Consider the following 22,673-nt stretch of genomic DNA (forward strand, 5'->3'; position numbering starts at 1 on the left):
GCTACTCGCGGTGCTCAACGACAATCAAGGGGCCGATGGCTGCACCATTGTCCAGCCGCTTGCTTGCCGGGTCCCATAATTGGGAAACGTTCCCGTCAAGGAACAGGGCATTGGGCGTCTTGATCTCGTCCCGGAAATATCGTGCAAGAATACCGAAAGACACCGCTCCATCGGAGATGACGAAGTGCGCACGGCCTTCAGTATCCACTCCGACACCGTTCCGAACGGCCTTGGATGGGCCATCCTCTGCAATCTCAGGGTGCAATTTTCCAGCCACAACCAGCATCGGTCCGGATTGTGTGCCGAAGGCGGGCCGGTCACCTACATTTGAATAGAAATCGTTGGCCGTGCGGACTTCCCATTTACCAGCGGTGCCGAAGAAGACGCCATTGGGCTTGAGGTGGAAATTTCCGGGGCCATCGGCACGGTTCAATTCCTTCAGCCTGTCTCCGCCTTCGACGTAATAACCGATTGGCTTGCCTACCTTGTCAAACATTCCGCCATTCACGGCAAAAGCGACAAGGGCGGCATCCGCCGGGCGTCCAGCGGCAAGATTGGGGAGGCTGCGATACGGATCGCCGCCGTCTGGACCAAGATCCACGGTAATACGGTGTTTGGAAGGGTCTGCGATGCAATGGGTGAATGAAGCGCCTTCAAATGTCGTGCGTTCACAGTCCGACGATCTTGCAGTGGTGCCGGTTGTCTGCACGCTTTCATCTGCGACACCGCTGCCGATTTCTGTCCGCATCACAGGGGTGCCCTCTGGCTCCTGCTCGCAAGCAGAGAGCAGCACGGCAGATGCAAGGGCAAGAAGCGCTCTCATTGCCCGAACCCCGCTTCCTCTGCCACGCGAGCAGCCTCGCGTGCGGCGGCTATCAGTGCACCGGCTTTTGCCTCGCATTCGCGCTGCTCGTAAGCCGGGTCGCTATCGGCGACGATCCCTGCGCCGGCCTGAACATTCATCACGCCGTCTTTCACGACAGCAGTTCGCAGGACGATGCAGCTGTCGACCGACCCATCAGGCGCGAAGTATCCGACACCGCCGGCATACGCGCCGCGGGTTTCCGGCTCCAGTTCCGCGATAATTTCGCAAGCGCGGATCTTGGGCGCGCCGCTGACTGTTCCAGCCGGGAACCCGGCAAACATGGCATCGATCGCGTCATGTTCCGGGGCCAGATTGCCGACCACATTGCTTACGATATGCATGACGTGGCTGTACCGCTCCACCGTGAAGCTGTCGGTGACCTCCACACTACCCTGCGATGCGACGCGGCCGACATCGTTTCGACCCAGATCGAGGAGCATCAGATGTTCGGCCCGCTCCTTTGCATCGGCAAGCAGGCTCTTTTCGGCTTCCCGGTCAGCTTCCGGGTTTTCACCGCGAGGCCGGGTTCCTGCAATTGGACGGATCGTAACCTGGCCATCGCGGACGCGGACGAGAATTTCAGGGCTGGAGCCGACAACCGCAAACCCCGGAAGATCCAGGAAATAGAGGAACGGTGATGGATTGACCCGGCGCAGCGCACGGTAAAGCGCCAATGGCGGAAGCGGGAAGGGGCAGGTAAAGCGCTGCGCCAGCACAACCTGGAAAATATCACCCGCTTCGATGTACTCTTTTGCACGCAGGACCATCCGGGCATATTCGCCGCTGGCCATTGTCGGGGTCAGCTCCATTTCAGGGAGATCGACGGCAGAAACGGTTTCCCTGGCGGGTAAATTCAGCCTGCTCAGGATATCGTCGATACGGTCCGCAGCGCGTTCCAGCGCGCGCTCAATGTCTGAACCGTCCGCCCATAGCGGCGCGATTGCGAACAGCTCTTCAGTCAGGCCATCGAACACCAAAATTGCGGTCGGGCGTACGAACAGCATGTCCGGCAGGCCCAGATCGTTGTCCGGTGCGCGTGGCAATTTTTCCACCAGGCCGATGGTTTCATATCCAAAATAACCGACCAAGCAGGCGAGGGCGGGTGGCAGGGCATCGGGCACATCGATGCGGCATTCTTCGACCAGAGCGCGCAAGGCTGCGACGCTATCATCGCGTGCATCTGCAAAAGCATCGCGGTCATGCTTCCAGATGCGGTTGATCGATGCCGACGCGCCCGACGCCTTGAAAATCAGATCAGGGTCGAGTCCCAGCAGGCTGTAACGCCCGCGAATTTCGCCGCCTTCTACGGATTCCAGTAGGAAATCCCCGCGCCCCGGTTCGATCAGCTTGACCGCAGCGCCGACCGGCGTTTCGGTATCGGCGATGATCTTGCGCCAAACGAGCGCCGGCTTCCCCGCGCTGAGCTGAGCTCGCGCGGAATCGCTGTTCTCAAGGTCTGCTTTGCCGGCGCTGCTCATCGAAAGGTCATGAACAGATCAGAGATCGCCGCTGAGCTGCTTGCGCAGAGCCTCGATCGCCGCTTCGTTCTTGTCGATGCCCATTTCCTTGCTGATCGCCGTACGCAGCTGAGCGCCGTATTCGCGCCCGCTCTGGATGCTCAATTCGCGCTTCGTCTGCTCGAACAGCGGATCGTCGGTTGCGATCGTGCCAGCTTCGATGTCGTTAAGGTGAATGACGAACCAGCCGCCGTCCCGCGGGGCTTCAAGGCGTTTCGTGGTGCCTTCCGCCATGCTGAAGAACAGCGCGAGAGGTGCAGGCACCTGGCCGCCCATCTGGGCCAGCTGAGCGCGGGTCAGTTTTACCGCATCGGGCCGGGGCAGGGTTGTCTCTTCTGCCTGCGCCGCATCGGCAAGAGTATCGCCGCCTTCAACCCGCTTGAGAATGCGGTCAGCGGCAGCTTTCGCTTTTTTCGTGCCTTCGGAGAGTTTCCATGCGCCTATCACGCCTTGCTTGATTTCAGCGAGAGGGGCCGCAGCCGAATCCGTGATGTCGGAAACTTCAAAAACCAGATATGTCTGGCCGGGTACGATCTCGGCCAATTGTGGTTCGCTCTCATCCATTTGAAACGCCGTCTGCAGGGCAGGGGCCAGAACGTCAGGGATACGTTCTTGTGCAGTGCTGCCATAGACGATCCCCGCACCGGTCACCGGTTTAGTTGATACCAGCTCCAGGCTCATATCGTCAGCGACTTCGCTGAGCGCAGCGCCATCATCGATGCGTTCTTCGATCTCGGCAGCCAGATCGGCTAGTGCACGGCGGCGTTTGTCCTGCCGCAGTGCCGTGAGAATTTCAGGGCGTGCCTGTTCAAGGTTACGGCCAGCCTTGCGGTCGATCTGGTCGACCCGCGCAACATGGAAGCCGAGCCCGCTGCGTGCCGGAGCAGCGATGGCGCCCCGATCCGCGGTGAATACTGCCTGGGCGACTGCTGCCGATGCCTGCGCCGAAAGGTCAGCCCGGGTTACCGGTCCGATCTTTGCTGTCTGAAGGCCTGCTTCACGTGCGGCGGCTTCCAGCGAACCGCCTGCACTTACGCGTTGCTGAATCGCGGCTGCAGCCTGCTGGGTCGGGACGATCAATTGAGTCACGGTACGTGTCTCGCTTGGCGCATAGACCGAGCGGTTTTCTTCGTAATAAGCAGCGATTTCTTGTGCCGTTGGTTCTGCGCGGTCGCCCAGGGCGTCGCTGCTGAACGTTGCGTAGCGGATCACACGGCGTTCCGGACGGATATAGTCACCGCGGGTCTCTTCGTAGAATGCCTTCAGCTGCGCATCGGTCGGATCATTGGTCGGCGCGAATGCTGCCGCTGGGATAATGCTGATCGCACCTTCACGGCTCTCGCGAAGCAGCGATGCATAACGCACGGCAAATTTATCCGGGGTTTTTGCGCCGAAAGAGGCGGGAACGAGCAACTGACGAGCAAGCAGGCCAGCGCGAAGATCATCGCGGAAGAATGCTTCGCTCATGCCGCGCTGGCCCAGTGCAGCACGGTAGGTTTCTTCGTCGAAATTGCCGTCTGAACCGCGAAATGCCGGGATGTTGATGATTTCGCTGTTCACCAGATTGGTGCCTGCCCTCAGACCAAACCGTTCTGCAAATGCCGAGATGGCAAACCGCTCGGTCAGTTGATCCAGCACAGTTTCCAACCCGTCCTGCTCGACAAAGGATTGCATCGACAGTGTCGGGTTCTGCTGCCGGGCGTTATCCACAGCGGCTGACGCCGCACGGGACAAATCCGAAGCACTGATCTTATCGTCGCCAACTACGGCCACTTGTTCGCCCGAAGCGACCCCGCCACCGCCAAGCGTCGATACATCCGCGCTGGCAAAGGCGAAGGCGATAACCGCCAGAAACGCTAGGGTCAGGAAGATGCCCAGCTTGGACTGGAACATTTTGCGAATGAGGGAAATCATGCTTGGGTCTACATCCAGATTGAGAGCCGCCGATCTCGCATGCGGCTCTGGGAACAGTTTGGCCAAAGCCTTTATCGGCCCTGCGACCTCGCGGCAACAGGTTGCCAAGTCTTTTGACCTAAAGGAAAACTCCGTCTAGCGAACCTTGCGCTTAGCCCCATATAGTAGCGTGACCGATTCACCTTTACCCCCATATTCAAGTATTTCAGGAACTTAGCATGGCCGAGCGGCCCTATATTGTTGGCAATTGGAAAATGAACGGGACCCGTGCGATGCTTTCCGAAGTGCGCGCGATCGACCGTTCGTCGCAGCGACTGATGAAAGTGGAGGTCGCATTGGCCCCTCCGTACACACTGATTCACGCTGTCCATCGCGAAGTTGAACAGATCGGTGTGGGGGCGCAGGACTGCCACCCAGGCGTCGATGGTGCCAATACCGGCGACATCTCCGCATCGATGGTTGCAGACGCAGGCGCGAAATTCGTGATCCTCGGTCACAGCGAACGCCGCGAAAACCATAACGAAAGCAGCGAACTGATTCGCGCGAAAATCACCGCTGCCGTCGAGGCCGGAATGCGCGTAATTCTCTGCTGCGGCGAGAGCGAAGCCACAAGAGATGCTGGCGATGCCGAGGCGTTTGTCACAAAGCAGATCCGGGAATCGCTCCCCGATGTGCTCGACAATCCTACTGACCAGCTGACCGTTGCCTATGAACCGATCTGGGCGATCGGCACGGGCCGGACCCCCACACTGGATGATATTGCAGCGATGCATAGTTCGATCCACTCGACACTTGTCGAATTGTATGGCGAAGATCACGCAGCGCAGGTTCGCATTCTGTATGGCGGTTCGGTCAAGCCGGACAATGCAAAGGAATTGCTTGCAGTCGATGGTGTGGGCGGGGCTCTGGTGGGCGGCGCCAGCCTGGCGGCCGAAAGCTTCCTCGGCATCGTCCTTGCTGCCGCCGAGGCGCAGGACCAGTAACGATAGAGCAGCGCCTTGCCCTCGGGCTGTCTGGCGCTTACATGCTGCGGCAATCAACCAAGAGTAATCAAATATGTCCCTGTTTCTGTTTCTCACCGTCGTTCAGGCACTGATTGCCTTTGCGATGGTCATAGTCATCCTGATGCAACGCTCGGAAGGCGGCGGTCTGGGTGTCGGCGGGAGCCCGAACGGGATGATGAGTGCGCGCGGCGCTGCCGATTTCCTCAGCCGTTCGACAAAATGGCTGGCGATCGCGTTCGTGGTTTTGTCGATTGCCCTTGCAGCGATTGCGGTGGAATCCAGCGGCACGGGTGAAATTACATCCACCGTTGATCGTTCGGTTGCCGCTGGCGAAGCTGCACCGGCTGCCGCTCCGGTCGAAGCGCCTTCGGACGACCCGCTCGCGGACCTCGATAACTAATCTTTTTCAATAACACTTGTGGATGGATGCGCGCCTGCGCAGCAATGTGCTTGCGCCGACTCCGATTCCAGTCTTAAGGCCCAACTCCCATGGCGCGGTACATATTTATCACCGGCGGCGTGGTCTCCTCGCTCGGCAAAGGTCTCATGGCAGCAAGTCTTGCAGCATTGCTGCAGGCGCGCGGCTACAGTGTACGGATCAGGAAATTTGATCCCTATCTGAACGTCGATCCCGGAACCATGAGCCCGTATCAACACGGCGAAGTCTACGTTACCGACGACGGTGCGGAGACCGACCTGGATCTTGGTCACTATGAACGCTTCACGGGCGTGTCTGCCCGGCAGAGCGACAATGTGACCAGCGGGCGGATTTATCAGGACATTATCGCGAAGGAGCGCCGCGGCGATTACCTCGGCGCGACCGTACAGGTGATCCCGCACGTAACCGACGCGATCAAGGAATTCGCTGTCTCGGAGACAGAGGGGCTCGATTTCGTCCTGTGCGAAATTGGCGGAACGGTCGGGGACATCGAATCGCTGCCGTTTATGGAGGCAATCCGTCAGCTGCGGAACGAACTTGAACCGTTCCAGACGCTGAGCGTCCACGTGACGCTGGTGCCCTATATCGCCGCAGCGGGCGAGCTGAAGACCAAGCCGACACAGCACTCTGTGCGTGAACTGGCATCGCTTGGGATCAAGCCGGACGTCCTGCTTTGCCGCAGCGAACACGAAATACCCGAGAGCGAGCGGCGCAAGATCGCGCAATTCTGTAACGTGCGGCAGGAAGCAGTGATCCCGGCCCTCGATGCGCCGTCGATCTATTCCGTCCCGCTGCAATACCATCAGGAAGGTCTGGATACAGAGGTTCTCCGCGGTTTCGGGATTACCGACGCACCCGACCCGGACCTTTCGCGCTGGGATGATGTGACCGATCGGTTCTTCAATCCTGAGGGCGAGGTTACAATCGGCGTTGTAGGCAAATATGTCGGCCTGCAGGATGCGTATAAATCGCTGAATGAAGCGCTGATCCACGGCGGCCTTGCAAACCGGGTCAAGGTCAACATCCGCTGGATTGATGCAGAAGTCTTCGAAGAAGATGATGCTGCGATCGCTTCAAAGCTCGAGCCGCTGCACGGAATCCTTGTGCCCGGCGGGTTCGGTGAACGCGGAAGCGAAGGCAAAATTGCGAGCGTGCGTTTTGCACGTGAACGCAATGTGCCATTCTTTGGCATCTGCCTTGGCATGCAAATGGCATGCATTGAAGGCGCCCGTCTTGCCGGACACGACAAGGCATCTTCAACCGAGTTCGGCCCGACCGAGGAACCGGTGGTCGGCATCATCACTGAATGGATGGGCAAAGAAGGGCTGGAGAAACGCGCCGAGGATGGCGATCTGGGCGGTACCATGCGCTTGGGTGCCTATGACGCGAAACTTTCCCCCAACAGCCATGTCAGTGCTATTTACGGCGGGAAGACGGACATCTCCGAGCGGCATCGGCATCGCTACGAAGTCAACGCAGCTTACCGCGAATCACTTGAAGGTTGCGGACTGGTATTCTCGGGAATGTCGCCCGATGGGCTTCTTCCAGAGATCGTCGAACGGCCTGAGCACCCTTGGTTTGTCGGTGTGCAGTTCCACCCGGAACTAAAATCCCGGCCCTTTGAACCTCATCCACTGTTTGATGGGTTCATTGCTGCTGCGGTTCGTCAATCCCGTCTCGTGTAAATCTGGTTGCCGATTAAAACCCAAAAAACAAAGGCTTCCTATTCTCAAGATTTCGGATTGACCTTCATTTGGGTAATTTCAGGCAAGTCCAAAGCGTCCAAAATTGCGACGTGCACCACAAATCCGGGTCAAGACCCTTTATTTTCCTAGTGAAATCAAGCAAGGGTGACAGCGCGCGCTTCAATATGGGGTCGAAAGCGCTGCACGGTGGGTTATCCGAAATTTGGGCTTGTCCCGGATTTGATCGTCTTCTGCGACCCGGACGGTCAAATCCGGACGAGGCGACGCTTGTCGTCGCGGGGGTGGACTTTCGGGTCTGCCCCCAATTGATTCTGCACAATGAAAAGGCCCGCCATGCTTGACGCAGGACGGGCCTATATCAATTCGGAATGCGGCTGACTTAAGCGGCGTCCGCCTCGTCGCCATCATTCTTGACCACTTCCAGCGAAGCCTGGTTGTTCACCGAAATCTTTTTCGGTTTCATCGCCTCAGGTACCTCGCGCAGCAGATCAATGACGAGCAAGCCGTCTTCCAGCTTCGCGTCATCAACGCGGACATAATCGGCCAGTTCGAAACGGCGTTCGAAACCGCGGTTTGCGATCCCGACATGCAGCATGTCACCGCCATCTGCCTGTTCGTCTCGCTTCTTGCCCTGAATGGTGAGCAGGTTCTGCTGAGCGGTAATATCGAGGTCAGCTGGCTTGAAGCCCGCCACTGCAAGTGTGATGCGGTAATTGTCTTCGCCGCGACGCTCGATGTTGAAAGGGGGATAATTGTCGCCACCGGTCGTACGCGCCTGATTTTCAAGCAAGTCGAAAAGGTGGTCGAAACCGACGGTGCTGCGGCGGTAGGGTGTGAAATCAAATCGTGACATTGTATCAAATCCTCTGTTGAGCAATTTGCCAGCCGGGGACCCGTTTGAAACGGCGACCCCGAAGGTTGAAGTTCCGGCCCGTTGCGGCGCCGGAAACATGTATTATCTAGGGTCAAACGCAGCGCGTTCAAGAGGCTGCGCAATCGGCCTGACGGCCAGGAAAGAGTTTCACGATGACCGCACCAAAAGTCGATATATATACGAAGTTTACTTGCGGCTATTGCCACCGCGCCAAGCAGCTGCTTGCCAGCAAAGGCGTGGATTTCACTGAATTCGACATCTCGATGGGCGGCCCGGACAAGGCAGCCATGCTGAAGCGTGCCCCCGGTGCGCGAACTGTGCCGCAGATATTCATCGGTGACCGGCACGTTGGTGGTTCGGACGAGCTGGCCGCGCTGGAGCGTGCAGGGGAGCTGGATGCCCTTCTGGCGGGATAGAAACCTATGCACCGCATTTCGATCCTTCAGATGACTTCGGGCATCGACCCGGAAGAAAATGGCTCTGCAATTGTGGCAGCTGTCAAGGCGACCGCAGAAGGTGGCGGCAAGATGCTGTTCACGCCGGAAATGTGCGGGTTGCTGGATCGGAATCGGAAAAGGGCCGCAAAACATATCGTTAGTGAGGGGCAGAACGGCGTCTTGACGTCAGTCTGTCAGGCGTGTGCGGAGCACGGTGTCTGGGCGTCGCTCGGTTCACTGCCGGTTCTGGCCGAGGGCGGAAGGTTCGCCAATCGTGCATTTGTGATTGATGCCGACGGCGAAATCCGTGGCAGATACGACAAGATCCATATGTTCGACGTGGACCTTGAGACCGGAGAAAGCTGGCGGGAATCCAACGCGTATCAGCCAGGAAATGCGGTTTCGACGGTATACACACCGCTTGGGAAACTGGGTCTGACAATCTGTTATGACATAAGGTTTCCTGCATTGTTTCAAGAACTTGGCGGACAAAGATGCGATCTGATCGCAATTCCGGCAGCGTTCACGGTCCCGACGGGGCGGGACCATTGGCATATCCTGCAGCGCGCCCGAGCGATTGAAGCGAGCGCGTTTGTGGTCGCAGCGGCGCAGGTTGGCCAGCATGAGGATGGGAGGGATACATACGGGCACAGCCTGGTGGTCGATCCTTGGGGCAAAGTGATCCTCGACATGGAGCAGCGAGAAGGGTTGGAGTTTGCAGAACTGGACCTCTCCAGGATCGAAGAAGTCCGCCGGCAGCTTCCCAGTCTTGCCAACCGCCGCGATATCCCTAGGTCTGACGCACCATGATTGTATTCGATCTCCACTGCGGCGAAGGGCACCGGTTTGAAGGTTGGTTCAAATCGACCGGTGACTTTGTTGAGCAGGGCAAAAATGGCTATCTGATGTGCCCGGAATGCGGGAGCACCCAGATTGCAAAGGCACCGATGGCGCCGGCCGTGCCGGTGAAGGGTAATGCACGAGCGCCTGATCAACCAGCTACCGGTCAGTCGACTGGAAATGACAATGTTGCGCTTTCAAACAATAAGTTAGACCAGAAAGTTGTCAAAGTTCTTGAAAAGTTGGCGACGGCTCAGGCGCAGGCTCTTAAGGACAGCAAATGGGTGGGCAAGGACTTTGCGGACAGATCGCGTGCCATGCACTACGGCGAACAGAAGCAGCAACTGATCCACGGGGAAGCGACGGCGGAACAGGCGCAGGACTTGATCGATGAAGGGGTTGCGGTTGCACCATTGCCGTTTCCCGTCACTCCGCCGGAAGATTTGAACTGATTGCATCGTGCGTCTGAGAGCCTTAGAGGCAATTTTGGTCGCGCCCGTAGCTCAGTCGGATAGAGCACCAGATTCCTAATCTGGGGGCCACAGGTTCGAATCCTGTCGGGCGCACCATACCCTGCAAATCATCTCTTTAGAGCACCTGGCCAATCGGGCGGCCTGAGCGATCTGCGCGTGCGTTTTATGGCCGTTCTGCCGTTCGCGCTCGCTGCAGTCGGCGGTCCATGTGCGCAATCTAGCCTCGGTCCCTCAGTGGGTTCCGGATTCAGAGAAAATGCAAAGCGCTGATTTCCGGACAATTTATCCGGCATTCTGCAGCAGTGTTCAACCCAAGCATGGTTAACGCAATATTTGCCTTGTCCGTTAGGCCTCGCAGCGCGCCTGAACGCTAGATTAACCGCAGAATACCTAGGTTGAGGGTCTGACAATCTTAGCGAATGCTAACCAGTTGCTAACCTTCGTGTGGCAAATGCCCCCTATGGCAAAAGTACTTATTACGTCCGCAAGGGTTATTTCAGGCTCGATCCTCCTCGCAATCGCCGCACCGGCGCTGGCTGAAGGTGTGCCTGCCGGGACCCTCATCGAAAACACCGCGAGCGCGACTTACGACGCAGGCGGCGGCGAAGAGACAATCGATTCCAACACCGTGGTGCTTAGGGTCGATGAGCTTCTTGACGTCGCGGTCGCATCGCTTGATCCAGGGCCGATCCCTGCGACGACCGGTGACGCGGTGCTGACATTTTCGGTCACCAACACGGGCAACGGTCCAGAAGCCTACTTCCTGACCGCCAACCCGGCGCAGGCAGGCAACGATTTCGATCCGACGGTTGATGGCATAGCTGTCGATACCAACGGTAACGGCGTCTACGATCCGGGTGTCGACGAAATCCTCGTCGGTCCGGAAACAACCGCGATCCTTGATCCCGACCAGATTCTTACAGTGTTTGTGTTGCTAAGCGTTCCGGCGGCTGCGGTCGACCTTGATCAGGCTGATGTGGATCTGCTCGCTGAAGCGGTGACAGGCACCGGCACCCCAGGCACGACGTTTGCCGGGCAGGGCGAAAACGGCGGCGATGCCGTGGTTGGCCCCAACGGTGCAGATGATAATGCCATCGGCACGATCATCGTCGGCATCACTACAGTCGACTTGGTCAAATCAGCTTCTGTACTCGACCCGTTCGGCGGAACCACCGTCGTGCCCGGGTCGGTCATTACATATACAATAGCAGCCACGGTTACCGGCAGCGGTTCGGTTAACGGACTGCTGATCACCGACCCGATCCCGGCTGACACGACTTACGTCGCGTCCTCCCTCGCACTCGACGGCTCTGCACTGACAGATGCTGCCGACGCTGACGCCGGTGAGGCATCGGACGCGGCGGGCATCTCCGTAGACATCGGGACCGCTGCTGGCGGCACAGATTACTCCGTTACTTTCGACGTAAGCGTCGACTGAGAAGGAATAGAACAATGAAAACAGGTCGTATTTTCGGAATTTTTGCGGTCGCGGCCGCACTCGTATCCTCGCCGGTTTCTGCTCAGGCAGAACAGCAGGCGATGGTTATCAGTGGCGATGTAAAGGTCGTGAAGACTGTCACCGCTGATGATGGAACAGAGCAGACGGAACTGGCGGACACCAGCGTGGTGGTTCCCGGTGACAAGCTTCTGTTTCGCAACAACTACCGCAACCAGAGCACCGAGCCGGTTGAAAACTTCAAACTGACCAATCCGCTTTCGAGCGCGGTCGTGTTTGCGGAAGACAACGATCCGGCGCTCGAAGTTTCGGTTGATGGTGGCTCCACCTGGGCTGCGCTCGCAGAACTGACGGTAACCAATGAGGACGGTACAACGCGCGCCGCACAGGCTGGCGATGTTACCCACCTGCGCTGGACACTCAAGATGATCCAGCCGGGCGAAACCGGACAAGTCACCTTTAACGCATTCGTTCGCTGAGAAGCGGAGGGAAGCCGCCTAGTCCCGTGGGCGGTCGGGGAATCACGGGTCGCATAAGAAGGACCAATAACATGAAACGTACCAAGCAAATGCTTGGGGCGGTGAGCGCGACAGCACTCATTGCCTTAAGCGTAAGCCCGGCCTACGCGGCCGGGACGACGGCAGGCGACCCAATCGCCAACACCGTCACCGTCGATTACCAGGTCGGCGGGTTCAATCAGACCGCAGTTCAGGATACAGATACCTTCACGGTTGACCGCAAGGTTGACGTGACTGTGACTGAATCGGGCGATATCGGACGTACCGCTGTATCGCCTAATCAGACTGAGGCTGTGCTTCAGTTCGATATCCAGAACCTGTCGAACGACGTTGTCGACCTTGATCTCTCGACCGCTCTCGCAGCGGGCAACGATTTCACGCCGACTAACATTCAGATCTGGCAGGATAACGGCGACGGAGTGTTCGATTCCGCCACCGATACTCTCGTCACATATCTCGACGAGATGGCTGAGGACGAAATCCGTACTGTCTTCGTGACCGCTGACATTCCTGTTGGTGCGAACACCGGCGACGTGGCTGATATCACGCTCACAGCCGATGCACACGCAGGCGGCACAGCTGCTTCGCTGGGCGCTGAACTGACCGATACTGCCGGTGCAAATACCGCAGGTGTCGATACAGTTCTGGCTGACGGCGCAGGTGATACCGACGCGGCGAACGCCGGCGACTTCTCTGACACTGACGGCTTCGTCGTCACTGCAGCAGCCGTCACGGTTTCCAAAACCAGCGTCATCATCAGCGATCCGGTAAACGGCACCACCAACCCGAAAGCAATTCCGGGTGCAGTGGTCGAATACTGTATCGCAGTTTCGAACGGCACCGGCGCGGCAACTGCCACAGGCGTTACCGTAACCGATAACCTGCCGGTCGACCTCGAGATCGACGACGTGTTTGGTGTTTTCATCGATGGTACGGTGGACGGAACTGGCGCTTGCCAGGCTGACGGTGTTGATAATGCCAACAGCAACTTTGTCGACAATGCTCCGGGCACGCAAGACCAGGTAACGGGCACTCTCAGCGATATCGCTGCAGACGTAACCCGCACCTTGTATTTCCGCGCCACGATCAATTGATCTGCTGATTATTTGATCACCTAGCATGGTGCGTTTCATCCCTTCCTTGCGCGATTGTGCAGCAGTGCTCTTGGTAGCACTGCTGCATTTCGTCGTGCTTGGAGGGAGTGCGCACGCGCAGACAATTACCAATGTGGCGCGGGCCGACTGGAGCGATCCAGCCGGGCCGCGCACAACGGTTTCAAATCCGGTCGAACTGGCAGTTCTGCCGCCGCCGGTTACGATCATCACCTATGTTCCCGCACCGATTGACGGGGACATCATCAACTACAACCCGCCGTTTTGTAACGGTCAGACCGTTCGCGGGCTGTCCAGCACCCAATCAGGCGGAGTTTCGCTTCCGGTAAACCCGTCGAGCACCGTTCGCCCTGGCCAGGACCTGCTGTTCCGTGTCAGTGCTCCGCAAGCAAATACAGACGCTGGCGCTGTCGATAGCCTTGTCGCCGTCATCTACGGTAGCGATGGTGACGAAGAAGAGATCACCATTTACGAAACCGGCGAAAACACCGGCATTTTCATCGGGCAGATCCCGACCATCAGCGTTCCGCCCGCGGCAATCGTTCGGAATTGCGTGCTTAGCGTCCGCGCTGGCGATGCGATCAATATCGCCATCCGCCGTATCGGCGACAGCGACATCCTGATTTCAACCATTGTTGACGTTCTGGCAGATCCCTTCGGCGTGGTTTTCGACAGCGAAACAGGCGAAGCCGTGAATGGCGCGCGTGTCACGCTGGTCGACGCAGTGACCGGCCAGCCAGCGACCGTGTTCGCTGAAGACGGTGTCACGCCGTGGCCATCGACAGTTATCTCCGGCCAGCCGATCACCGACGCTGCCGGTAACGTTTATCCGATGCCTCCGGGTGAATACTGGTTCCCGCTGACCTTCTTGGGCAACTACCGCATCGTCGTAGAGCCGCCTTCGCCATACACCGCGCCTTCGGTTGCGACACCGGCGCAGATTGCCCAGCTCACCCGTCCAGATGGCGGCATATTCCGTATTCTTGACGCGTCTTATGGCGGGACATTCGAATTGAATGATCCAACCCCGGTTCGGATCGACATTCCGCTCGACCGCCCTGGCATCGCCGTCAGCCTGCAAAAGACCGCTTCGCGCAACACGGCCCAGCCGGGCGACGTCGTTTTCTATTCGATCATTGCCCGCAATCAGGATTCCGGCCGCATCAAACGCGATGTCACTCTGGTCGATACGCCGTCGCCCTGGCTCCGCCTCCGCAAGGATTCAATCCGCGTTGATGGTGCAGAAGCTGGCGATGTTGTCACCACCGCTGCTGACGGGCGCCAACTCACGATCTCGCTGGGTGATATTGCAGGCGGCGCACAGAAACGCGTTACCTATGCCATGGTCGTGCGGCCTGATGCCCCTCCGGGACAGGCAGAAAACCGCGCAACCGCAACCGACAGCCGCGGCAACACTGTTGCTGCAAGCGCGTATGTCGATATCCAGCGCGAAACCATTGCCGGACGCATGACCCTGATCGGGCGTGTCACCGCCGGAACGTGCGACCTTCGTGATGACCGTGTCGGCATTCCGGGTGTCCGCGTAACGCTCGAGGATGGCAGCTTTGCAATTACTGACATCGACGGGCGCTATCACTTCGAAGGCCTGGTGCCGGGAACCCACGTGGTTCAGGCTGCCGAAAACACGCTTCCCGAAGGCGGCAAGTTCGTTGACTGCTATCGTTCTACCCGCAGCACCGGCAGCACGAATTCGCGGTTCGCGATCGGGCAGGGCGGATCGCTGCTGGTTGCAGATTTCCATGCCGACCTTCCGGTAAGCTGGAAAGCAGAAGACCCGCTCGCTGTGGCGCAGCTCGCTGAAGAGCAAGCGGCAGAAGAGCTCGGCAATGTGGATTGGCTTGAACAGGGCGATGGCCCTGATGGCTGGCTCTTCCCTGAAATTGATTACAATCCGCGTACCCCGGCAATCCGCGTCGCCATTCGCCATCGCAAAGGCCAGAAGGCCGAGCTGTTCGTAGATGGCAAGCCGGTTAGCGCGACAGCATTCGACGGCATCAAGAGTGCCAGCGACGGCCCTTACGCTGTCAGCCTGTGGCGCGGTGTGCCGTTGGAAAACGAACAGACCAAGCTCACCGCCAACATCATCAACTCGCTTGGCGGTGTCTCCAAAGAGCTTGAGCGCGATGTGTATTTCACGTCGACCGCTGCCCGTGCCGAACTGGTGCGTAGCGAGTCCGTGCTGGTCGCCGACGGTACGGCCAAACCTGTCGTTGCGGTTCGCATCACCGACCGCAATGGCCGCCCTGTTCGCGCGGGCATCTCAGGCGAATTCATCATTAACGCGCCTTATCAGAGTGCGTCCCAGATCGCGCAGCAGCAGCTGCTCCAGCTTTCAGGCGGCGGCAACACCGGTGCCCGTTGGATGGTCGAGGGTTCGGACGGCATCGCCCGGATCGAGCTTGCCCCAACCATGGTCAGCGGTTCGGTCCGTCTCGACTTCCGTTTTGCTGACGGCGAAGTTACGCGTCAGCAGGAACTCGAAGCATGGCTGGAACCAGGCGATATCGAATGGACGGTCGTCGGCCTCGCCGAAGGATCGATCGGCGCGCGCACGGTTGCGGACAACATGGAACGCAGCGGCCGCTTCGACAGCGATCTTGGCGACAAGGCACGCGTCGCGCTTTATGCGAAAGGCCGTGTCCTGGGCAAATTTCTGCTGACACTGGCGTATGACAGCGCCAAGCAGCGCGACGATCAGCGTGTGCTGGGCCAGCTTGATCCGAATGCATATTACACTGTGTTTGCTGACACTTCGAGCCGCCGTTTCGACGCTGCATCGCGTGAGAAACTGTATGTCCGGATCGAAACTTCGACTTTCTACGCGCTGTACGGCGATTTCCAGACTGGTTTCGACCAGACCCAGCTGGCCCGCTACAACCGCACCGCAACCGGCTTCAAGGGTGAGGCGCGGGTGGGCGCAATCCAAGCACAGGCTTTTGCCGCCGAAATTGCCACTCGTTATCGCCGCGATGAAATCCAGGGTGCAGGCATCAGCGGACCTTACCGTCTGAGCAGCCGCCGGATCATCGCGAACAGCGAACGCATCGCAATCGAAACCCGCGACCGTTTCCGTTCGGAAGTTATCGTTGATCGCCGCGAGCTGACCCGTTTCATCGATTATGACATCGATCTGCTATCGGGCACGATCACATTCAGCGAACCGGTGCTGAGCCGCGACTTCGACCTCAACCCGCAATTCATCGTCGCGGATTACGAAATCGACGAGCTATCGGGCGGTGAGCTGAACGCGGGCGCCCGCGCGACATGGACCGACCCGTCGGGCAAGATCCGCATCGGCGCCACTGCAATCAGCGACAAGGGCGACGAAGCCCGCACCAATATCGGTGCTGTCGATGTTCGTGCCCGTCTTGGTGACACTACTGAAGTTCGCGCTGAACTGGCCATGAGCCGCAGCGAGGGCAAGACATCGACCGGATGGATGGTCGAAGCAGAACACCGCGCCGGCCCGGTTGATCTTCTCGCCTATGTCCGCTGGCTGGATGCAGACTTCGGTGTCGGCCAGGAAAGCGGCGCAGAACGCGGCCGCGCGAAGGTTGGCGTCGATGCCCGCTATGAATTCAGCGAACACCTGTCGGTTGTCGCAAGTGCATGGCGCGATGAAAGTCTGACCGACGACCGCAAGCGTCACGCGGTGCAGGTTCAGGGCAACTATCGCTCGGGTGACACCGACCTTCAACTCGGCATCTCGCACTTCAACGACCGTCTTGATGATGGTTCGCGGAACAAGTCGACCTTGCTCGAAGGCGGCGCGACTCACCGGTTCCTGAACAACAAGCTCGAACTCAGCGCCAGCACCAGCGTGGCACTCGACAAGGCTGAGTCGGTGGACCTGCCAGCGCGCCACCGCTTGACCGCTCGCTATGCTGTTATAAACGACGTTAAGCTGGTCGGCCTCTACGAGATCGCCGATGGCGAGAGCATCGACGCCCGCACGGTTCGTGCAGGTATCGAAGTTGCACCGTGGCAGGGCGGACGGATCGTCACCTCGCTGGGCCAGCAAGCTATCGGTGAATATGGCAATCGCAGTTTTGCGGCCTTTGGTCTTGCGCAGTCTTTGCAGGTTTCGCCAACGCTTATGCTTGATGCCACCGTCGATGGCAGCCGCACCTTGGGCGGCGGTGTCGCCGTTACCGACATCATCAACCCGGCGCAGCCGATCGCTAGCGGCGGACAGCTGGGCCAAGACGGATCGATTGTCGAAGACTTCACTGCGGTGACCTTCGGCGCTGCCTATCGCAAGGACCGCTGGAGCGCGACGGCACGGGCTGAGTATCGCGACGGTGAATTCGCCGATCGCAAGGGCTTTACCTTCGGCGCGATCCGTCAGCTGGGCGAGGGCAGCGTTGTCGGCTCCGGCTTCACCTGGACCAAGGCCGATGGCGACAATTTCGCATCGACTGAAATCTTCGATGGCGCGGTGGCTGTTGCGCACCGACCGGATAATTCCGAAATCGCGTTTCTCGGCAAACTCGAATTCCGCAGCGATCAGGTTACCAATGCCGTGGCCGGTGAAACTGGCCCTGCTGGCCGCACTGCGCTGACCGTAACCGGCGATGCCAAATCGCGCCGCATTATCGGCAGCCTTTCGACCAATTGGTCGCCGCGCGGATATGACGATCTCGGCAATATCGAAGGCATCGAATATCAGAACCGCCGTGATGAATTCGGTCTGTTTGTTGGCGCGCGGTATAACTTTGACCAGTTCGAGGGTTTCGATCTGGCTGGCTTTACCGCGCTGGCCGGCCTCGATGCCCGCTTTGGCATCGGCGAGAAGTTCGAAATCGGCGCCACTGCAACGGTCCGCGCCAACCTGACCGACAATGTCACAAGTTTCTCGTTCGGTCCGAATGTAGGCTTCTCGCCTGCCAAGGACACTCTGATCACGGTCGGCTACAATATCAGTGGTTTCCGCGACGATGATTTCTCGGCCGCTCGCAACACTGACAAGGGCATTTATGCAAGTGCCCGGATCAAGTTCGACGCCGATACATTCGGCTTCCTGGGGCTGGGCCGATGAGCGGCGCGGCTATAACAAGTTCATCAGAAGTTAGGGCCGCATTAACCATGCCGTTCTATCAATTCCGCATGTTCTGGCGGCAGGTTTTTGTTGGATGCGAGATTGTATCGGCGCGTATGCGTGCGGTCGCCGCTCATTGCGCCTTTTGGCTGCTGTTTGCCTTCCTTGTGATTGTTTCCAGCCCGGCTGCAGCGCAGTCTGTAACTGTCAGCAACACGACAACCGGTACGATAGACGGCACCACCACATGTTCACCAGCTGCGCCGCTTGTTCGCACATTCACAGTCGGCAGCAGCTTTGTACTCAGCGATGTGAATATCGGCGTCCTTGCCACACATTCGTGGAGAGGCGACATTCAGCTGACCTTGCAATCCCCGGCGGGAACGCGTGTGCAGCTTACCAATGGTGATACCACGAATGTCAACGGCGACAATTTCAACGTCCTGCTGGACGATGCGGCGGCAACGCTTGTCAATACAGACGGAAATTCCGTCAATCACTCTACCACTGCCCCGCCATATCAGAACACTTTCCGTCCGCGGAATTTGCTCAGCGCCTTTAACGGGCAGAATTCTGCTGGCACGTGGCGGCTTGAAATTTGCGACCTTTTCCCGGGTGCTGACAACGGCACGTTCCGGAACGCAACGCTATACCTGATGGGCCCGAGCGCTGACCTGTCGCTTTCCAAGTCCGTGAGCAATGCGACCCCGACTTCCGGTTCTGCGATCAGCTACACTCTTACCGTTTCAAGCGCCGCCTCGTCTTCGGGCACCGCAGCGGGCGTGCAGGTGCGGGACATTCTGCCGTCCGGTTTCACCTTCACAGGCGCGAGCGGGACCGGCGATTACGACGACGATACAGGGATTTGGATAGTTGGAAGCGTCCCTCCGTCGAGCAGTCGGTCAATCACCATTAGCGGCAACGTAAATGCATCGTCCGGGGCAACCGTAACCAATACGGCCCAGATTATCGCAAGCTCGCTTCCAGACCCGGATTCCACGGTCAACAATGGGGTGACCTCGGAGGATGATTACGCAACCCGCAGCTTTACAGTCAGCGGAACCCGCGTTGCCGGCACCCCGCCAACTGTAGTGTGCCCCAACGGTTCGGTGATCTTCGACTGGAATACGGTCGCATGGAACGCGGGCAATACGTCGGGCAGCTATCCGCTTGGGCCATTTGGAAATATCACCTTTGGGATCACCAACCCGGGCACTTGGTACAACAGCGCGACCTATGGCGGCCAATCACCTGCACGTCAGAACGTGATCAACGGCGGTTTCGGGACGGGCGAGTTTGCACTGTCGCAAATTGTCGATCTGCCAACCAGAACGTCAGAAGTTGTCACAACGATCAATTTGCCCGCTGATATGAGCCGCGCACAGTTCCGCATATTTGACGTTGATTTCAACGCCAACCAATTTGCCGATCGCGTCGAAGTGGTGGGTTATCTCGACGGGGCGACCGTCATTCCGGTGCTCACCAACGGCACTGCAAACTATGTCATTGGTAATCAGGCATTCGGCGATGGGGCCTCTGCGGATGCAGAGGCGAACGGAAATGTCGTCGTCACGTTCCAGAGCGCGGTCGACACGATTGTCATCAGGTACGGCGACTATGCAGCAGCGCCGAACGATCCCGGTCTGCAAGGTATCGCGCTGCATGACATCTCGTTCTGCTATCCGGTGTCGAACTTGAACGTGACGAAAGTTAGCTCGGTCATTTCTGATCCGGTCAACAATTCGACGAACCCCAAATCCATTCCGGGCGCCTTGTTCGAATATAATTTTACCGTCGGCAACCCGAACACATACCCGGTCCAGAATATCGTTCTGAGTGACATTTTCCCGGCCGACGTCAAGATGTGTATTGCTAGTATCGGCGGCAGCGGCCCAGTTGTATTTACCGATGGATCGCCAGCATCTGGCCTCAGTTACAGCTTTACGTCACTGACAAGCGACACAGATTCGTTGGAGTTCTCAGAGGACGACGGATTGACCTGGGGCTATTTGCCCATGGACGATGGCGAAGGGTGTGATGAGAATATCGACGCCTTGCGCATCCGGCCATCGGGAAGCTTGAATGCTGGCGGTACGGCCTCGTTCCGCGCGCGTTTCAAAATCCTGTAGAGGCCCGACTCAATCGTCGCGGCGGCAGACGTGATCAGTCGCCAAACTTCTTCCATCCGACATAGGACAGGGCAGCGCCCGCTCCTGACATGAGAACGAGCAATGCTGTGGTGCCGGCCCAATCGAACCGGTCATACACTGCGGTTCCGAGGAAGCTGCCGACGCCCCCTCCGATGAACATCATCACCACGTAAATCGTGGTTAGCCGGGTGCGCAGTTCGGGTGCCAGCGACAAAAACGTCATTCGACCAGTCACATCTACGCCCGGCCCGACAAGGTTGCCAATCACTAGCGGAATGCAAATGCCAATCAGAGAAAATCCAAGCGGATAGAGCAGGGCGAGGCCTGCAACCTGGATCAATCCGAAAGTCAGCCGGGCCTTTCGCGGCCCGACCATATCGGCCCATCGCCCAAGGCGAGGTGTGGACAGGATGCTGACTGCGGCGATGCCTGCAAGATAGCCGACGGTATCGACGCCATGTCCCATTTCGGGGCTTGTCAGATGCAATGCCAGACCCAGCCACAAGGCGATGAATGCGCCGAAGTTGAGCCCTTGGATCGCGCCTGAAAGGATCACTTCGCGGTGCGACTTGGCGAGCGAGCCGAGTGAGGAGAGTAGCTGGACGTAGGTGGAACTTGGCCGGGCAGCATCGGACCGTTTCTCTAGCAGGAACGGCAGCAGCGCGGTCACAATCACCATGAAACTGGTCGCGATCCAGTAGACGGTCCGCCACCCGTACAGTTCCGTGATTATGCCTGCGCCAACGCGGGCCAGCAAGATTCCGAAAATCACGCCGGCGGTGAGCAGAGCAGTAACCTGGCCGAGTTTTTCCGGCGGAACACGTTTCGATGCGTAGGCCGGCAACAGATATGGCGCGATCGTGAAAAACCCGAGCAATGTCGATCCGGCAACGAACAGAGTGAAGCTTGTGCCGAACGTCATGAGCATCAGCGAGCCAGTTTGGCCGCTGACAAACAGGATCATCAATTGTCGGTTCGAGAACCAGTCACCGAGAGGAAGCAGCAACAAGATGCCAATCGCGAGCGCAATCTGGTTAAGAGCAGGGACCAGCCCGATACGCGCGTTGCTGACTCCGAAATCGGCCGCCCCCTCCCCGATGATCGGGTGGATGTAATACGCATTGGCGGTCACAACTGCTGCGACAAAAGTCAGCGCATATTGCTGGCTACTGGTGAGGTAGCGCGTTTCGGCAGTCATGACGCGTCGCTTTCAAATCGCATGAGATGATTTCGCTAAGGCAAAATCGGGGCCTTCACCAGCCCCATCTCACAGCCGCCTGCTGATCGCGGGGGACTTGCCTCAGGCAGCTTCGCCGGGGCTCGTACCCATCGGCACGCGCTCCTTGAAAGTGTGCGTGATGTAAGGGAAGGGGATTTCAATTCCTGCATCATCGAGACCGCGCTTGATGGCACGAATAACCGCATCGCGGCTTTCATGACCATTGCGTGGTGACGATCCAGCCCACCAGCGAACGTTGAAATCGACCGAACTCGAATTGAACTCGCAAGCAAACACATCGATGCCTTTTTCGTTATCGACGGCATCCACGCTTTCTACAGCTTTGCGGATCACATCCGCCGCCTGATCCAGGTCAGTGTCGTAGGATACTCCGGCGAGCACTTCATGGCGTCGCTGCGAAACGTCGGTCAGTATCTCGACCGGGTTCTTGAACAGCATTGAATTTGGGACGAGCGTGACTTCGCCCGAAAGCTTGCGGACATAGGTTTCGCGCAGCGTAATGTGTTCAACCTTGCCGGTGATCCCGTCGCATTCGATTACGTCACCGATACGCATTTTCTCGCGCAACATGATAAGAACACCCGCAAGGAAATTCTCGAAGATATCCTGAAATGCGAAACCGATCGCAACTGCGCCGATGCCGAGACCCGCGATCAAGCTTGCCGGGGTCAGGCCTGGCATCATGACCGTCAGGGCGATCATCAGACCCAGAATCCAGATCGCCAGTTTCACCAGCGTATCGACCAGGTTTTTGAGGCTCGGCCGCATCTCCGTTTTGCCGATCAGTCGATCAGCAATCTTGACCGCAAATTTTGCGAAGATCCACGTGATCACCAGAATGACGAGCGCAATCGCCATGTTCGGCAGAGCGCGCACGATACCTTCGCCCATCTCGACCAACTGGTCCTGAAGGGTCGCGAAAGTGTTTACGGTTGTATCGAAGTTTTCGCCCGGAGCGACTGGTACGGTTTGCATGGAGTCCCCTGTTTAGACCCCTAACGCAAGTGCAACACACATGGTTCCGACAAGGTTTTCCGGCGGCGAATTTTGGCCGTCGATCCTAGCTTGC

17 protein-coding genes and 1 tRNA gene are annotated in these 22,673 nt (G+C 58.3%); 12 read left to right on the forward strand and 6 right to left on the reverse strand.

Annotated features, from left to right (window positions below; genetic code table 11):
• Position 1: 1 nt before the first annotated feature.
• Genes PO778_RS03945 through PO778_RS03955 form a run of 3 tightly spaced genes read right to left on the reverse strand, consistent with a single transcriptional unit; the run spans position 2 to position 4,296 of the window.
• Positions 2–823 carry a phosphodiester glycosidase family protein gene (locus PO778_RS03945; RefSeq protein ID WP_271438678.1) on the reverse strand — a complete coding sequence of 274 codons (822 nt, stop codon included), beginning with the start codon at positions 821–823 and terminating at the stop codon, positions 2–4.
• Positions 820–2,343, reverse strand: coding sequence for an anthranilate synthase component I (gene trpE, locus PO778_RS03950; RefSeq protein WP_160729786.1), 1,524 nt, complete (start codon positions 2,341–2,343; stop codon positions 820–822). The genes PO778_RS03945 and trpE overlap by 4 nt, the downstream gene beginning before the upstream one ends.
• A gap of 18 nt (positions 2,344–2,361) precedes the next feature.
• Positions 2,362–4,296, reverse strand: coding sequence for a peptidylprolyl isomerase (locus PO778_RS03955; RefSeq protein WP_271438679.1), 1,935 nt, complete (start codon positions 4,294–4,296; stop codon positions 2,362–2,364).
• 218 nt (positions 4,297–4,514) lie between these two features.
• Between PO778_RS03955 and tpiA the strand changes: the two genes are divergently transcribed.
• From tpiA to pyrG, 3 genes are all read left to right on the forward strand, one after another.
• Positions 4,515–5,279 (forward strand): triose-phosphate isomerase, encoded by a 765-nt coding sequence (gene tpiA / locus PO778_RS03960; RefSeq protein ID WP_271438680.1) that lies wholly within the window; start codon positions 4,515–4,517, stop codon positions 5,277–5,279.
• Between the two features lie 79 nt (positions 5,280–5,358).
• Positions 5,359–5,700, forward strand: a complete 342-nt coding sequence (gene secG / locus PO778_RS03965; RefSeq protein WP_160730627.1) for a preprotein translocase subunit SecG — start codon at positions 5,359–5,361, stop codon at positions 5,698–5,700.
• An 89-nt stretch (positions 5,701–5,789) separates the two neighbouring features.
• Positions 5,790–7,424 carry a CTP synthase gene (gene pyrG, locus PO778_RS03970; protein WP_160729789.1) on the forward strand — a complete coding sequence of 545 codons (1,635 nt, stop codon included), beginning with the start codon at positions 5,790–5,792 and terminating at the stop codon, positions 7,422–7,424.
• A gap of 400 nt (positions 7,425–7,824) precedes the next feature.
• Here pyrG and PO778_RS03975 read toward each other — a convergent pair whose 3' ends face one another.
• Complete coding sequence (locus PO778_RS03975) at positions 7,825–8,298, reverse strand: Hsp20 family protein (protein ID WP_271438681.1); 474 nt, start codon at positions 8,296–8,298, stop codon at positions 7,825–7,827.
• A gap of 173 nt (positions 8,299–8,471) precedes the next feature.
• Here PO778_RS03975 and grxC point away from each other — a divergent pair, with 173 nt between their 5' ends.
• The 9 genes from grxC (at position 8,472) to PO778_RS04020 (ending at position 20,343) form a co-directional block, all read left to right on the forward strand.
• On the forward strand, positions 8,472–8,735 hold the full coding sequence (gene grxC, locus PO778_RS03980; protein ID WP_160729791.1) for a glutaredoxin 3: 264 nt from the start codon (positions 8,472–8,474) through the stop codon (positions 8,733–8,735).
• A gap of 6 nt (positions 8,736–8,741) precedes the next feature.
• Positions 8,742–9,566: a carbon-nitrogen hydrolase family protein gene (locus PO778_RS03985; protein ID WP_271438682.1), complete on the forward strand. Its 825-nt coding sequence runs from the start codon at positions 8,742–8,744 to the stop codon at positions 9,564–9,566.
• Positions 9,563–10,048, forward strand: a complete 486-nt coding sequence (locus PO778_RS03990) for a DUF1178 family protein (RefSeq protein WP_271438683.1) — start codon at positions 9,563–9,565, stop codon at positions 10,046–10,048. Before PO778_RS03985 ends, PO778_RS03990 begins: the two co-directional genes overlap by 4 nt.
• 40 nt (positions 10,049–10,088) lie before the next feature.
• A tRNA-Arg gene (locus PO778_RS03995) sits at positions 10,089–10,165 on the forward strand.
• Between the two features lie 364 nt (positions 10,166–10,529).
• Positions 10,530–11,507: a DUF11 domain-containing protein gene (locus PO778_RS04000; RefSeq protein ID WP_160729794.1), complete on the forward strand. Its 978-nt coding sequence runs from the start codon at positions 10,530–10,532 to the stop codon at positions 11,505–11,507.
• 14 nt (positions 11,508–11,521) lie between these two features.
• Positions 11,522–12,004, forward strand: a complete 483-nt coding sequence (locus PO778_RS04005; RefSeq protein WP_160729795.1) for a hypothetical protein — start codon at positions 11,522–11,524, stop codon at positions 12,002–12,004.
• A gap of 71 nt (positions 12,005–12,075) precedes the next feature.
• Positions 12,076–13,137, forward strand: coding sequence for a hypothetical protein (locus tag PO778_RS04010; RefSeq protein WP_160729796.1), 1,062 nt, complete (start codon positions 12,076–12,078; stop codon positions 13,135–13,137).
• Positions 13,138–13,201: 64 nt separating this feature from the next.
• Complete coding sequence (locus tag PO778_RS04015; RefSeq protein ID WP_271438684.1) at positions 13,202–18,214, forward strand: hypothetical protein; 5,013 nt, start codon at positions 13,202–13,204, stop codon at positions 18,212–18,214.
• 47 nt (positions 18,215–18,261) lie between these two features.
• Positions 18,262–20,343: a proprotein convertase P-domain-containing protein gene (locus PO778_RS04020; protein WP_271438685.1), complete on the forward strand. Its 2,082-nt coding sequence runs from the start codon at positions 18,262–18,264 to the stop codon at positions 20,341–20,343.
• 34 nt (positions 20,344–20,377) lie between these two features.
• Here the strand turns inward: PO778_RS04020 and PO778_RS04025 are convergent, their stop codons facing one another.
• Positions 20,378–21,562: an MFS transporter gene (locus PO778_RS04025; protein WP_271438686.1), complete on the reverse strand. Its 1,185-nt coding sequence runs from the start codon at positions 21,560–21,562 to the stop codon at positions 20,378–20,380.
• 102 nt (positions 21,563–21,664) lie between these two features.
• On the reverse strand, positions 21,665–22,579 hold the full coding sequence (locus PO778_RS04030; RefSeq protein WP_271438687.1) for a mechanosensitive ion channel family protein: 915 nt from the start codon (positions 22,577–22,579) through the stop codon (positions 21,665–21,667).
• Positions 22,580–22,673 lie beyond the last annotated feature (94 nt).

This window comes from Pontixanthobacter luteolus (assembly GCF_947494915.1).
GTDB classification, from domain to species: Bacteria; Pseudomonadota; Alphaproteobacteria; order Sphingomonadales; family Sphingomonadaceae; genus Pontixanthobacter; species Pontixanthobacter luteolus.